The sequence below is a fragment of the Parasediminibacterium paludis genome (assembly GCF_042651445.1).
Classification (GTDB): domain Bacteria; phylum Bacteroidota; class Bacteroidia; order Chitinophagales; family Chitinophagaceae; genus Parasediminibacterium; species Parasediminibacterium paludis.
In genome coordinates this window covers 360,194-375,541 of record NZ_JBHSDC010000002.1, presented here as the reverse complement: position 1 = coordinate 375,541, position 15,348 = coordinate 360,194, and the positions used below count along the sequence as shown (strand labels likewise).

The window sequence follows — 15,348 nt, the reverse complement described above, 5'->3', positions numbered from 1 at the left end:
AACGGCCGCCGTTTGGGTTCATGCAAACTTACTTGGGGTTAAACGGCCGCCTTCTAGGTTCGTGCAGATTTACTTGAGGGTAAACGGCCGCTTTCTTCTAAATGCCGCAAACGAACACCACAAAGATGGCTTTTGAGCCTTATTTTACGTACACAATCAATGGTTTCCTAAACTATTCTCGCCTTTACCTGTTCTACATTAAAACCCCAAATGATGACGATTCCTTCAACAATTGCTATTGCCGCCAATAGCCAACAACCATTACAGGTTAACCGATTGGGCTATGGCACCATGCGCCTAACAGGCGAAGGCATTTATGGTGAACCTGCCAATAGACCTGAAGCTTTGCAAATATTGCAAGCGGCGGTGGCTAGCGGTATCAACTTTTTAGATACTGCAGACTACTATGGCGAAGATGTTACCAATCGATTGATTGCTGAAGCACTTTATCCCTACAACAGCGACTTGGTGATATGTACCAAAGTAGGGGCTACTAGAAAACCCGATAAAAGTTGGATAGCGTATAACAGCCCTCAAGAGTTGCAGACGAGCATTGAAAACAATTTGCGTACTTTAAAAATAGACCAAGTACAATTGGTGCATTTTAGGGTAATGCCACACAGTACTATGCCGTTTGAAAAATCGATGGAAGCGATGTTTGCCATGCAACAAGCGGGTAAAATATTGCATGTGGGCGTGAGCAATGTAACCCCTGAAGAACTTACAACCGCTATGAGTATGGGTGCTATTGCCACTGTGGAAAATATGTATGGCCATGGTCAGCGTACCACCTTAAAAACACCGCACGGCGAAAACCGCGGCGGCGAGGAAGTCATCGCTATTTGCGAAGCCAACAGTATCCCATTGATTCCCTATTTTTCTTTAGTAAATGCATTACATAAAAGCGATAACCGCATAGCTACCATCGCCGAAAAATACAATGCTACCGAGGCACAGGTAAATATTGCTTGGTTGCTACACCGCTCGCCTTGGTTGTTGCCAATACCTGGCACCTCCTCTTTGGCGCATTTTAATGAAAATAGAAAAGCAACTACCATCTCGTTAACGGAAGAAGACATGGCGTTTTTAAGATAGTGGCTTTCATTGCTAACTCACATGCAACACTTGCCACAGAGACTCAGACATACAGAGACATCTAGTAGCAGTTGTGTTTTAATGAACCGTCTATTTGCTTAGATGGTAAAATAAAAGCGGCATTGCAATATTGCAATGCCGCTTTTTATAAATGCTTATGATGGATATTTTAGCCTCTACGTCTACCCCCGCCGTTATTGTTGTTACCAGAACTGCGTGGCGCCTGTGCTGGTGCTTGGGGTTGGGCAGCCCTAAAATTATTTTCACGCATACTGCTTCTCTCCCTTTGTTGTTGTACGCGGTTTAGGTCTGGTATCTGCGTACTTGGGGCAGGTCGCCATTGGTTATTATTACCGCCGTTGCCGCTATTCTGCTGCCAGCCATTATTGTCTCTTCTAAACACATTACCCTGCCTATCTGTCGCAATATTGTTGCCATTAACTTGCTGAGCAGGTTGTGCAAATGGTCGATTGTTAATGCCCATACTAGGCTGGTTAATATTGTTATTATTAAAACGATTGTTATTAAAATTACCATTACTCGCAGGTCTACTCTCTATACGATAATCGTTAGGATTATTATTAGCCGCTCGGCCATTGTTAGGATTATTGACATAAGCATTACCCGGTATACGTCTTATATCGCTTGTTTGTGCACCATTTACTCGGTTGTAAAGATTAATACTGTGGTTACGGTTAGCATAAACGTTCACATTATTAATACGGGTATAGTTGTTATAAATAGTAATTGGACGATTGATAACAACATTTGGCCTACTTAAAACCACGTTTCTACCACCGTAATAGCCGCCATTAAAACCCCAAGGGCGGTAAGGCGGGTGGTAAGCTCGAGGACCAAACCAGCCACCCCAATAAGGATTGCTATCATAATAATGCCAACCTAAACTGTAGCCCACATTAAAGCCAATATTCCAGCCACTCCAAGGGTTATAGCTCATGCCAAAGCCCCAAGTGTAGGCACGAGGATAATAATAATGCCTGTACCAAGGGCGGTAATACCAACCAGTGCCCCAAACCACCGTAGGGCCATAAATATAGCAACCTAAGTAGCCAGGCGTATAACCAGTGTACACATAATCGGGTGTATAATCATAAACGTACACATATTTGGTATTATAGGCAATATTATCTGGCGGAATATTGTTAACTTCCTCAGGTCTTGTTGTAGATACCTGCCAAGGACCATTTGGATTATTGCTTACATACCAAGTGCCATTGTCTACGGCAAAATATTGACCATTAGATCGCAACACTGTAATGCTACTATTTTCGGCTACTGCCATATTTGTACCGCGGATAGGTGAAAATTGTGGGTTACCATCATAGGTAACATTGGTAGTAGCCGTGTGCCTATCTATTTTGGCTGTTTGTGGTATTTGTGCATCCATCAATGCTTCATTGGCAGCATTAGTACCAGCTACGCTAGATAGTACGCCATCTTTTTCTGACCCTTCGGGAATCTTAGCAAAATCGGCTGGTAATTTATCTGCAGGTACGTAAGTCCAACCACCATTTAAGGTGTTAGAGGTATACCATCTACCCGATACCAGTATGTAATTTTTTTGGGTATTGATATCCTTAAAAATATCGTTTAAAGAATTATTAGCGTACAATAAGCTGGTACCCGCTATGCTTTGATAAGTTGGTTCGCCTTCAGTTTGTATCAATTCAGCAGGTTGGGTACTTACAATAACATCGGTTGGGGTAGTAGGTTTATTAGCCACATTATTTTCATCGCCGTCTTTTTGCTTTTGTTGAATTTGCGCATCTACTTGTTGAATCCTTGTAGGTAGATATTTAACATAGTTCCAACCATTTAAAATATTGTTAGAGCTATACCACAAACCACCACCATACAAATAGAACAAATTATCATCGGGGTTTTGTACAATGATAGAAGGGCTATTGACTACTTTTTGCATATTGAGCTCTTGGTCTAATTGCAGTTTAGGCTCGCCATCTATGATTACCAAAGTAGATGGTCTAGTTCTATAGATAATACTGGGGGCATCATTTTTTAAATTGGGGTCGTTCAGTTGCTGTGTTTGCTGAATAGAGGTCAGCAATTCATCTAGCGGAAAACGTAGGTTCCAATTAGGTATCTGGCCTTGCAGGGTTTGCGTATACTGTAGCAACTGTTGTTGGTCTTGTATGCCTGGAAATTTAGCTTCCTTAACGTTCATACTCTCCAATGTGGCAGTGCGATTGTCTTTATCGGTTTGTAAAGTCGCATCAAACCATATTGCGCCAAATGTAGGCTCGTCGGTTGCTGATTTAGCAATAGATACAGCCGCTCTTGCGGATAATAGATTGCCTTTTAGGCTTTCGGGTTGTGGCTGATAGATGGTGATTCTTCCCCCATTGTCTAATGGGATTTCTTTAGGCCACTCGGATTGAGCGTTTGCAATAATGCCCATACCTAAAAAGGCAAGGATCATTTTAAGCGCTTTGTTGCGTACTGATTGCATGGTTTACTTGTTTTTAATGCTTTAGGCAAATGTTGTTCCAAAAAATATACAAATAATATGGATAGTATTAAATAGTAAGGGTTTAACGAAACTTATTTATTAAGGATATTATAACGTTTAGGATGGCTACAAGGGATATTCCTACAACTGTAAGGAATATCGTTTTGGAGTCAGAGCAGAAAGCTCACACTTGAAGATATTTGCTTACTGTATCTCGAAATAATAATGAAAGGGCCTCTCGGAGGTCCCTACTAGGAGTCGCTTGTACTTCAGCCTTTTGGCTTATGCGGAGCCTATGCTATATTTTTGTACCTAATATTTACTAAACTAGATACTGCAATTGCAAATCTTCTAAAGCATCTCCAAAAATTCATCATTGCGAAAGAAAAGCATCAAGAAAAGCTTTAAGCGTAAGTATTTTTCTTCATTCAATTACTCTATTTAAACCTGCAGACTATTATTTACGACCACATAAGCTTCGCCTAGGTTATTTAAGATTGGTAATGAAAGACCTACGTCTATAGGTATTAATTAGGATATGGCATTACGTTTATAATTTTTTCCAAAAAAATTCCTATATCTGTTTATACTGTAATAAAGCAGTATTATAGACCCCTCAAATTAGTCTATTATCTACTTCTGTGTATGCCAAAACAGAAATTTTTACCGAAAAATTCAACTAATCGGAAAAAAATAAACCTAAGCTAAAAAATTCTGTTAAAGTTTCAATGCCATGAAGTTAAACGATTGCTAAAACTACTGAATCAAAAACCCACCATATGTACCATTTTCTTTTAGATGCGTCGTTCAAAGTTATCGACCCAACAAATTACGTTGCCTTTACTTTCTTTATTGGCACGATGGCCATGATGGCCGCTTCAGCTTTCTTCTTTTTTGAGTTAAACAACACTTCAAAAAAATGGAGAACATCTGTACTAGTATCTGGCTTAATTACCTTTATTGCGGCTGTGCACTACTATTACATGCGCGGTTACAATTTAGAAACTGGCGAATCGCCAATTTTCTTCCGTTATGTTGACTGGATTTTAACAGTGCCTTTAATGTGTGTTGAGTTTTACTTAATCACCAAAAAAGTAGGCGCTAAAGTATCTTTATTGTGGCAACTAATTGCTGCTTCCTTAGTAATGCTTATCACTGGTTATTTCGGTGAAGCAATTGACCCTGCTCACAGCTGGCAGTGGGGTTTGGTATCTGGTATTGCTTATTTCTACATTGCTTATCTTATTTGGTTTGGCGATGTTGCAAAATTGGCACAAACCGCTGGACCTTCAGTGGCTGCTGCTAACCGCACTTTAGCTTGGTTTGTTTTAGTAGGTTGGGCTATTTACCCAGTAGGTTATATCGTTGGTACACCAGGCGGTTTGTTTGGTATGCACGTAAACCTAGGTTTAAACATGGACATCATCTACAATATTGGTGATGCTATTAACAAAATTGGTTTCGGCTTAGTGATTTATTCATTAAGTAGAAAAGATGAGGTAGCTTAATTTTACCACCACATTTATTTGCAAAGGATGCTTCGGCATCCTTTGTTTTTTTATACATGAAAAAACATTATCAATATATCATTGTTGGCGCTGGCTGTGCAGGCTTGCAACTAGCAAAGTCGCTATTACAATTAAGTAGTAACGTCGTACAGTCGATATTATTGATAGATGCATCTGCCACACATGAAGAAAAGTCCTGGTGTTTTTGGTACAATAAAGATCACCCTTATAGGCATTTGGTTAAAAAAGAATGGGATGCAGTGCAATTTATAACAGACAATTATGCAACAACGCAAAAGATAGCACCCAAAAGCTACCAATTTATTAATAGTTTAGATTTTTACAATGATTGTATCGCCTATTTTGCTACTGATAGTAGAATAGAAATATTACACAATACGGTGCTAGAAATACAACCTCACCAACAGCCGATAGTCGTTACCAACACAGATACGTTTACCTGTGATACCGTATTCTTTACCAACCCCAAATTGGGGTTCAAGGCGTATCCCAAAACAACTATTTGGCAACAATTTCTTGGCTGGACAATTGAAACAGAAGTACCCACGTTTGATGATACAGTAGCCACTATGATGGATTTCTCGATAGATAATACAAAATTTATCAGCTTCGTATATATATTACCTTTTAGTACTACCAAAGCACTGGTAGAATGTACCATTTTTTCTGATTGCTTAGCTGAACCTACCTACTATGAAGCAATATTAGGTGATTATATCGCAAAAAAATTTACCATAAATTATCGCATTACCAGCAAAGAACATGGTAAAATACCTATGCAGTTGCCACCTAGTGAAAATGCATTGCCAAATAATATTATACCGATAGGTACCGCAGCAGGCTGCATTAAAGCATCAACTGGCTACTCGTTTGTAAGAGCAATGATGCATACAAAAGAAATTATTAATGCTATTACCAACCAACAAGTGGTAGGTAATAGGCAGTTCAAAAAACGTTTTTTATTTTACGATGCCTTATTTCTCAATATTATTCAGCAAGCGCCAAATAGGATGAAATACATTTTCTATAAACTATTTAAATACAATACGTTGCGCACCGTTTTGCAATTTTTAGATGAGCAAACAACCCTTTGGCAAGATGCGCTCATATTTCTACATTTACCTAAAATGCCGTTTTTAAACGCCTTGTTTAGAACCCATAAGCAGCCAAATAATGACTAAGCTGAAACGATATTTACTTGCACTAGGCTTATTGCTCACATTAGCAAATAGCTTATTGGTAATCCCTATTCAAGCTCAGTTGTACTTTCTTTATATTACCATATTTGTTACTGGCATACCGCATGGAGCTTTAGATTATTTTGTTGCTTCGCAAACGCAAATACAAGTTGGCAATAAATTAACCTTGTCTAAATTTTTATCTCGCTATCTCATCAATATTGTAATTTATAGTATTATTTGGATCATTTCTCCCTATGTTGGCTTTGCAATTTTTATGTTCTTAACGGCATTCCACTTTGGCGAAGTAGATTGGCCCATAAGACAAAATAGAAAATTGGATACTTTGCTATATACCTTGTTTGGGTTTCTGATATTGACATTTATTGTTTCTAGCCATGCGGATACAGCACTACCCGTGGTGGTACAAATACTCAAATTATCTATCAATAATACTTATGTTTTAAAACAAGCAAGCATAGTTTTCGCCATTACAGTCGTCTTACTATTATTATGTATGGTGCTTATTGCTATCTTTTTCAAAAGTATTATTGGTTGGAGTAAACAAATAACTTTCGACTTTATATTGCAAACAATCGTATTGCTTTTAATTATCTACTTTTCGCCACTCTACCTTGCATTTGGCTTTTATTTTGGCATTTGGCATTCTGTTCTATCTTTTAACTTAATCAGAAAACACTTATCGCTACCCAATACAAAACTTGGCTGGTTGCAGATGGCGCGGCAGGCTCTACCCTATGCTGTAGCTGCTTGGCTAGGGATTGCTATTTTAGTAATAGCCAGTAATTGGTATCAAAAAACGATCATTACATCCAACTTAGGTATTGTTTTTATCGCCATTTCCATTCTTACATTACCCCATTTACAAGTATTTACCAAACTAAAAAAATAAGCACCATTAATCGTTAAATATCAAAACGACTTTGTTCAATGATATTAATCTACTAAATTTGTGGATTAATCAACATTTAGCGTTTTGAAAGAATCGAACCATCTCTTCCCTATATTTTTAAAGCTAGAAAATCTGCGCCTTGTCATGGTTGGTGGCGGTCTAATTGGTTTAGAAAAATTAGAAGCTGTACTAGCCAATGCACCAAGTACGAATATTAAATTAGTTGCCACTACGATAAGTGATGATATTAAGCAAATTGCGCGTCTTCATCCAAATATTTTACTGGTAGAAAAAGCTTATCATAGTGATGATTTGAACCATGCAGACGTGGTAATAGCGGCTGTAAATGATAAAGATTTAGCCACTATTATTGCTGTGGATGCAAAGCAAAAAGGTATTTTAATCAATGCTGCTGATAAACCAGAGCTCTGCGATTTTTATTTGGGAAGTATTGTAAAAAAAGGAAACTTAAAAATTGCAATTTCTACCAATGGCAAATCACCTACGGTAGCCAAGCGTTTGAAAGAAGTTTTTAACGAAATAATACCAGATGAAATGGACGAGCTGTTGAATAATATGGCAGTTATTCGAAATAAATTAAAGGGTGACTTTGCCAATAAAATCACCCAGCTAAACGAGGTAACAAAAACCTTAGTAGCCACCCAAGCAGCTTCAGAAACATTAGCGGCAAAAATTGTTATTCAACCTACCGACCAACCCGAACACAAACAATGGCAGCAAATTGTAAAATGGTGCTTATTGGCATTCTTGTTTATGATTGTGGGGCATGCTTTTTTTAGTTTCGTTCCGTTTAGCGATATACTTGCTGGCGTAAAAAAACTACCAGACTATATTGACACTAAATCGTTTCTGTTAATGATTGTATGTGGCTTTCTCGCACAAATGGCGGATGGTAGTTTAGGAATGGGCTATGGTACTATTTCTACCACATTTTTACTAGCCATTGGGGTAAATCCTGCCATAGTAAGTAGCCGTGTTCACTCAGCAAGAGTATTTAGTAGTGGCGTTTCTGGCTATAGCCATCACCGATTTGGTAATATCAATAAAAAACTTTTTCAAGCCTTGGTTATTCCTGGTATCCTAGGCGCTATTATTGGTGCTTATCTTGCAGTTAAAGCAAAGGACTATGCTATTTATGTCAAAATACCGCTATCCATTTATACCATTTATTTAGGGTATTATATTATACAAAAAGCCTTTAAAAGGAAAAATGGACAAGACAAAGTAACAAGTGCTGGTTGGCTAGCAAGCGCAGGTGGATTTATGGATGCTTTTGCTGGAGGTGGCTGGGGCGCTTTGGTTACCAGCACCTTGGTTTCGAAACGAAAAAACACCCGTTATGTTATTGGTTCGGTTTGCTTGGCAGAATTTTTTGTGGTGTTTGCAAGCGCCACCACTTTCTTTATTTTATTGAAGCACTTACCTATTTTAGATGTGGCAGGCTTAATTATTGGAGGTGTCATTGCTGCGCCTATTGCCGCAAGATTGGTCGGTAAATTACCTGTAAAAACCATGCTGATAGCAGTAGGTATTTTGGTAATACTTACCAGTTCCAACACCTTAGTTCGTGCCATTATTAATGTGCTACACATAGCTAATTAAACTATACGCTCAACAGAAAAGCAGCTAAAATGCTGCTTTTCTGTTAGATGAATCTACAGTTTGTGATTATATTATTGCATACCATCTATGGCTATGGCAACTTTTCCTCTTGCATCGATCGTGGTAATAATAGCATTGCTGGTTAAAACAATTTTTTGTGGTGCCAATGAAGTTAACGTACCCGTCACTTTTACCCCTTTCACTGGTTCGTATCCACTTAAGTAGGTTTTTACATTCTTCTCACCTAATGCCAATTGATCTGCGATAGAATACTTACAGTTTTCTTTTAATTTAGCTGCAATCGTGCCATGCGCCAACCAATCACCAAGCTTTAATAACTTATTTTTTGAATCGAGTACAAAATCAAGTTCATCCAAGTACATTTCCTTTTTAACAGCATCATATTTTGGTATGCCAGATAAATAAAAGTTACCATTTATTGAGCCAGTCATCCCTAGTTGGATAATCATTTTACCATCTTTACCCCAGATATCTATTTTCTCTACAGTAATAGAACGGCTACCACTTTCAAATCTTTTACCATTAAAATTGGCTTGCATTAAAGCAGAAGCATTGGCATAAGTTACAATGCCAGCGATGGTTACCCCAAAGTCGGCGGGCAATTTTTCAGCACCTTGTAACAGCAATTTGGTTTTATCAAACTTAACCGAAGGCTGTGCATTAATAGAAGTTTCTAAATATGCTTTTAGCCCCATCGTAATGCTTACTTTTTTATTAGCTACTACTGCCTGATTGGTATATAGTTCTAATGGCTGCAAACCTAGCCATACGTGGTAATCTTTGTTAACCTCGGTTGGTTTGCTCATAAAATCTAATGCATTTAAAACGTAAGGCTTGATGTCCATAGAACGCTCAATACCATTATCTATATTTTGAGCAATTTGTTTTTTAAACAAGTTCACCGCTGGATTTATCAAGTAAGTCATTGGTATATTTTTACCAGCAATAACTACGGAAGGACTCTCGGCCCAATCGAAACCAGTAATTTCGGTAACGGTAGAAAAATGCCAGTTTTTAAAAGTTACAGCCGATGTTAATTTGATGGTACCGTTTAAGTTTAGCTCTTTGGTATCGTAGAGTTTTACCCCAAATTGCTCAAAGCCATAGCGCACTTTCGCCCATATTTTTAAAGGTAATACCATATCTATTTTACCAAAACGTTCATTGAGTATGATAGGACCTTGCTTCCAGACTTTTACCATCATATTATCATCTTCAAGTACGTTGTCTTCATATACTAGTCCGTTGAAATACTTGTTGATTTGGCCTTGCAGGTCGGTCATGGTTATTTCTACAGGGAGGTTAAAATAGCTCACTTGTTTCTCGTACACAATGTCGGTAGTGTAGCTGGGTGTTGGTTTTAAAGCCTCAATTTTTTGGGTGGTTGAGCAGCTGAAAAATAAGATTGTAACAGTTGTGGCAGTAATAATTTTGCCGAATAGTTTTATCATAAAAAACGCTTAATGGTTGCTAGTTTTAATAGTCAATATTACAAAACTATTGCTTATAGTAACAAACAGGATTGAAAAGCATTTGGATGCTAGTTGAATGTTGGAAATACAAAACTTATTAGTATCAAAGTCAGTCATAAAAATCTTACTCAAATATGTATTTTAGAGTGGAAGTGCACATTATATTTTTTCTTCCAAAGTGTTTAACCACAACGATACTATTTTAATTAACTTGTTACATCAAAATACCATAGGTATTAGCTGCTAGTTGGTCTATTTAAAGCTTTGTATATAATCAGGTTGATAATATACTTATAAAGATAAATCGTATTTAAGAAAGCTTTGTGTAGCTTGTTTAGCAACATATATAAAAATATTTTTCAAAAAACAAATGCCCATATTAAATTATTCATTATTTTTACTTTATCCCCATTGCTATACCCGTAACAACATATTAGCATTTGCCTTACAAGCATTACAGCCATTTATGCTATTACTGTATCAAAAGGATACGTATTAATAATAATATTTAGAAGGTATTAGAAGTACGAAAATATCTATCAACTAATAAGTTTTGTAACTAATAAAAGACGTAAAATAACTAGCAAAACAGAAAAAAAAGTCTACCCCCTATAGTAGCCCCCGAAAGTTAGTGGTGTTACACTATCTAACTTGGAGCACTGGCCGCAAGGCTAGTGCTTTTTTATTGTGGGTAACTGATGAACAAATTATACAGCAAGTTGCAGTAAAAACATTGTGGCAAAATATTTTCAAAATAATAGTCTATAAATTTGGTAGTCTAAAATAAATGTTTCACTTTTACACCATCAAATTAAAAACATGACCACAACATTTTACATAGCCGCTTTTTTATGTGTTGTATGTGTACCTGCTGCAAGTAATACTAGCAGACATTTTGTTTATTACTGATACCAAATTCTACCAACCTTTTTTACCACTTTTTAAATTGTAATTACCATGGCAACCACCACACCACAAATTCAAGCAAGCATTTTTTCACAAGTACCAAGTGTATCTACTAGGCAATATAATTATGGCTACTACCCTTTGCTAAAAGGTGATATAGCACCCATATTTCAGTTGCACCAATCGTCGTTTGTATCTATTCAGCATTTTTTTGAAGCAAAACAACCATTGGTCATTGCATTTTATACCAATTTACTTAACAATACAACAGGTATACAACAGCTAGAAACCTTACAAACACAGGTAAATCAGCATGGTGGCAACTTAATTATTATCACAAGCAATACTAGCAAAGCATTTAAAAAAGCCATTGCAAGTGCTACTAATTTAAATGTATTTGTAGATGCAGATAATAGCATTGCAGAACTGTTTGGCTTATATGATGATGCAAACCCATTAACCAATTGGCTATCAGGCATAGAAGATGCAGCGGCAGCTTTGCCAGCATTGTATGTTATAAACCCAGAAAGACAAATTGTACATCATTTTATTGACTACCAATTTGAATTATTTGGCAATGCCAATACCAATAATCACTTCACAGATGGTGTATTTGAAGCTGTAGACAATATATACAATACATATACCTACTTAAATGTGCGCTACAATAAACTAGTATCGTAAAACATAAGCTAGTAAAGCATTTCACAATTTTTTAGTACAAAAATATTACGGTAATGAAATTAAACATCATTGCGTTTGGCATACCATTGTTTATAGGTTTGATTTACATTGAGTACCTCATCATTAAGCGCAAAAAACTCAATTATTCCAATCTTCATGAATCGATAAATAATATCAGCATTGGTATTGCAGAGCGCTTGTGCGATGTGCTTGTTACAGGTTTATTCTACCTTATTTACGATAGCATACAAAAAAAGTATGGCATTTTTAATATAAAGCCAAGTGTGTTTTTATGGATATTGTTACTACTTGCTACCGATTTTATTTGGTATTGGTATCATAGGCTAGCCCACGAAATGAATGTGCTTTGGGCTTTGCATGTGGTACACCACCAAAGTGAAGATTTTAATTTTACGGTTTCTGCAAGAATTACAGTATTACAGGCTGTAGCAAGAACAGGTTTTTGGTGTGTATTACCGCTTATTGGCTTTCCGGCACCTATGATAACAGGTATGTTACTAGTGCATGGTTTATATCCATTTTTTGTACACACAAGGCTTGTAGGCAAGCTAGGCATACTAGAGTATTTATTTGTAACGCCATCTCACCACAGGGTGCACCATGCTAGTAACGAGCAGTATTTAGATAAAAACTATGGAGATGTGTTCATCATTTGGGATAAGCTGTTTGGTACGTTTAAAAAAGAAGATGAAGAACCTGTGTATGGGCTAACGCATCCCCTTAAGACCTATAGTTTTTTATGGCAGCACTTTCATTATTTTATAGAAATGGCTATAGCCATGAAGCAAGAGCCAACACTAAAAAGCAAATTGAAATTACTGTTTGGCAGACCCGATGCACTAGACCCAACCGCCCGTGCAAAAGCAGAAGCAATATTTCATATAAAGCAAAATAAATCGACTATAGAAAAGCCATTAAACAATTATGTTGTTTGGCAAATGATATTATTATTAGTGGGATTATTTGCCTTTATATTAACCGAGCATTACTTAAGTGTAGGCACTATTATAGCATTTACAACATTTACCCTTTTAACATTAATCAACTGCGGTGCGATTATGGAACAAAAGCGTTGGATTTATAATGTAGAATTTTTAAGAGTTTTCTCTTTGTTAGCCATTGCTTTTCAGTTTCACAACTACGCCATCATCATAACGGTATTAAGCATTGTGGCAATAGCAGCATGCATTTACTATAGACCTGTACAAAATAGGTATTTATCATTGGTATACCGCTATCAACAATAAAAAAAGCTGCGTGGCCGAGTGGTTTAGGTTAAGGTCTGCAAAACCTTTTACGGTGGTTCGATTCCACCCGCAGCGTCAGTAGATATTATCATTCATTCATTTAAAAAATTAAAAAATGGCAAAATTTATCACCAGCATCGAATTGTTTAATGCAAGCGAGACTGATTATTTAAACCTTAGCAAAGCGCTAGAAAACGAACGCTTTAAAAAAAATAATCAAAGGCACCAACACCAAAAAGGGGTAGAGTATAATGTAGAAGGCAATATTACCCTAACTGATGTTACCGACAAAGTGTTTAAAGTAGCAAGTGGTATTGGTAAAAAATATGCTTTTACTATTATAAAAGAGAAGCAAATACAGGAAAGTTTGTATTTAAAAAAGGCTAGTTAGCAAGCGTAATAGTTTGTTTTAGTTTGTTGTTTGAATTAAAAAAAGAAGTCAACTGAAGAGGTTGGCTTCTTTTCTTTTTGTATAACGCTAAAACAACAAAACTATCTTTGATTTAATTTATAGAAATATAATTCAAAAAAATGAGAGGTGTTAAAATCGCATTTATAAAAAACATATTATTGCACTATAGCTATAAAAAACTTTTGAAATAAAAAAACTAGTAATAGCACTACTGCTGCTAACTAATTTGAATGTTTTTGCCCAAGAAGGCGCAAAACAAATCTACGAGTCACCCAAAATGAAGGAAGCGATTGCCAAGCACAAAATTGTTGCTATTTTACCGTTTACTGCTGGTTTCGTACAAGCGCCCGCCTAAAAACTTTGATGCCCAAGCTAACAAACAAGAAGAAATTAAACTATCTCGTGACTTACAAAATGAAATGTTTACATTTCTTTTAAGAAAAAAAGATAAGTACACCGTTGATTTCCAAGATCCAGATAAAACAAATACTTTATTGAGAAAAGCAGGTGTATTTGACAAAATAGATGAAATTGGTATTGATTCTTTAGCAAAAATACTTGGCGTTGATGCCATTATAAAAAGTAGCTATTCATACGAAAAAACATCTTCGGAGGGAGCTGCAATAGCAAAAACACTTCTTTTTGAAGGTATTGGTGCTAAAACTGGTAGTGGTCAGTTAGTAATGCAAATTAAAAACGGTGTTGATGGTGAGCTACTTTGGAGATTTTCTAAAGATATGAATGATGGTGTATTCTCATCAGCTAGCGAATTAATGGAAAGAATGATGCGTAAAGTGTCAAGAAATTTCCCATACGAAAAATAAATAATAAATTTAATGTAAAAAGCTATCTCAGCACGATGAGTTAGCTTTTTTATTGTGTGTTTAATAAACAAAACACTAATAATGGCAACAAAAAGAAATCCCATTATCTTGCAGGTATGATAGAACTGAAACATATTGAGAAGTCGTTTGGAGATAGAGTGATTCTAAACGACATCAATGCAGTAATGGAAGCAGGAAAATGCAATCTTATCATTGGCGCAAGTGGTAGTGGTAAAACGGTTTTAACCAAATGCATGGTCGATTTATTTCAACCCGATAAAGGCGAAATCATTTACGATGGTAAAAACATTACTACTATGGAAACCGATGAGCGTAAATTATTGCGTCAGCAAATAGGTATGCTTTTTCAAGGTTCTGCCCTATTTGACAGCATGACCGTAGAGCAAAACGTAATGTTTCCGCTAGATATGTTTAGTAAAATGACACTAGCACAGAGGCGTAAACGTGTAGATGAAGTGTTAGAAAAAGTAAATTTAACAGGCGCTAATAAAAAATTTCCATCAGAAATAAGCGGTGGCATGAAGAAGCGGGTAGGTATTGCACGAGCCATTGTTTTAAACCCCAAATACCTATTTTGTGATGAGCCAAATTCTGGATTAGATCCACAAACATCTTTACTGATAGATAAACTAATTCAAGAAATAACCCTTGAATATAAAATAACCACTATCGTAGTAACCCACGACATGAATAGTGTAATGGAAATTGGTGACCATATTGTGTACATGCACCAAGGGCAAAAACAATGGGAAGGCAGTAATAAGGAAATTATTTTCAGTAAAAATGAGTTGCTCAATAAATTCATTTTTGCATCTGAGTTTTTGCAAGATGCCAAGCAAATGCGCATGATGGAAGCCGAAGGAAAGCAATTCTGATAATTGCTAATTTGAAATTCGGTAGCGACTTAACCATCT

12 protein-coding genes and 1 tRNA gene are annotated in these 15,348 nt (G+C 36.5%); 11 read left to right on the top strand and 2 right to left on the bottom strand.

Annotated elements, in window-relative coordinates:
* The first annotated feature begins 210 nt into the window (after positions 1-210).
* On the top strand, positions 211-1,095 hold the full coding sequence (locus tag ACFOW1_RS02275; protein WP_379012047.1) for an aldo/keto reductase: 885 nt from the start codon (positions 211-213) through the stop codon (positions 1,093-1,095).
* Positions 1,096-1,264: 169 nt separating this feature from the next.
* On the opposite strand, the gene ACFOW1_RS02270 is transcribed toward ACFOW1_RS02275, so the two are convergent.
* Positions 1,265-3,583: a hypothetical protein gene (locus ACFOW1_RS02270; protein ID WP_379012044.1), complete on the bottom strand. Its 2,319-nt coding sequence runs from the start codon at positions 3,581-3,583 to the stop codon at positions 1,265-1,267.
* A 779-nt stretch (positions 3,584-4,362) separates the two neighbouring features.
* Here ACFOW1_RS02270 and ACFOW1_RS02265 point away from each other — a divergent pair.
* From ACFOW1_RS02265 to ACFOW1_RS02250, 4 genes are all read left to right on the top strand, one after another.
* Positions 4,363-5,091 (top strand): bacteriorhodopsin-like, encoded by a 729-nt coding sequence (locus tag ACFOW1_RS02265; protein WP_379012042.1) that lies wholly within the window; start codon positions 4,363-4,365, stop codon positions 5,089-5,091.
* Between the two features lie 56 nt (positions 5,092-5,147).
* A complete protein-coding gene (locus tag ACFOW1_RS02260) occupies positions 5,148-6,293 on the top strand; it encodes a lycopene cyclase family protein (protein ID WP_379012039.1) in 1,146 nt (381 codons plus the stop codon).
* Positions 6,286-7,203, top strand: a complete 918-nt coding sequence (locus ACFOW1_RS02255; protein ID WP_379012037.1) for a Brp/Blh family beta-carotene 15,15'-dioxygenase — start codon at positions 6,286-6,288, stop codon at positions 7,201-7,203. Before ACFOW1_RS02260 ends, ACFOW1_RS02255 begins: the two co-directional genes overlap by 8 nt.
* Positions 7,204-7,287: 84 nt before the next feature.
* Positions 7,288-8,826 (top strand): TSUP family transporter, encoded by a 1,539-nt coding sequence (locus tag ACFOW1_RS02250; RefSeq protein ID WP_379012035.1) that lies wholly within the window; start codon positions 7,288-7,290, stop codon positions 8,824-8,826.
* 71 nt (positions 8,827-8,897) lie between these two features.
* Here the strand turns inward: ACFOW1_RS02250 and ACFOW1_RS02245 are convergent, their stop codons facing one another.
* Positions 8,898-10,298: a DUF4403 family protein gene (locus tag ACFOW1_RS02245; RefSeq protein ID WP_379012032.1), complete on the bottom strand. Its 1,401-nt coding sequence runs from the start codon at positions 10,296-10,298 to the stop codon at positions 8,898-8,900.
* 978 nt (positions 10,299-11,276) lie between these two features.
* Between ACFOW1_RS02245 and ACFOW1_RS02240 the strand changes: the two genes are divergently transcribed.
* The 6 genes from ACFOW1_RS02240 to ACFOW1_RS02215 all read left to right on the top strand — a co-directional run bounded on the left by ACFOW1_RS02240 (position 11,277) and on the right by ACFOW1_RS02215 (position 15,309).
* On the top strand, positions 11,277-11,909 hold the full coding sequence (locus tag ACFOW1_RS02240) for a redoxin domain-containing protein (protein ID WP_379012030.1): 633 nt from the start codon (positions 11,277-11,279) through the stop codon (positions 11,907-11,909).
* Between the two features lie 53 nt (positions 11,910-11,962).
* Positions 11,963-13,177, top strand: a complete 1,215-nt coding sequence (locus ACFOW1_RS02235) for a sterol desaturase family protein (RefSeq protein ID WP_379012029.1) — start codon at positions 11,963-11,965, stop codon at positions 13,175-13,177.
* Between the two features lie 4 nt (positions 13,178-13,181).
* A tRNA-Cys gene (locus ACFOW1_RS02230) sits at positions 13,182-13,253 on the top strand.
* Between the two features lie 39 nt (positions 13,254-13,292).
* Complete coding sequence (locus ACFOW1_RS02225) at positions 13,293-13,568, top strand: hypothetical protein (protein WP_379012028.1); 276 nt, start codon at positions 13,293-13,295, stop codon at positions 13,566-13,568.
* Between the two features lie 326 nt (positions 13,569-13,894).
* The gene (locus ACFOW1_RS02220) at positions 13,895-14,413 is read left to right on the top strand and encodes a hypothetical protein (RefSeq protein WP_379012026.1); all 519 of its coding nucleotides are present in this window, start codon (positions 13,895-13,897) and stop codon (positions 14,411-14,413) included.
* Positions 14,414-14,529: 116 nt separating this feature from the next.
* Positions 14,530-15,309 (top strand): ABC transporter ATP-binding protein, encoded by a 780-nt coding sequence (locus tag ACFOW1_RS02215; RefSeq protein WP_379012024.1) that lies wholly within the window; start codon positions 14,530-14,532, stop codon positions 15,307-15,309.
* The last annotated feature ends 39 nt before the right edge of the window (positions 15,310-15,348 follow it).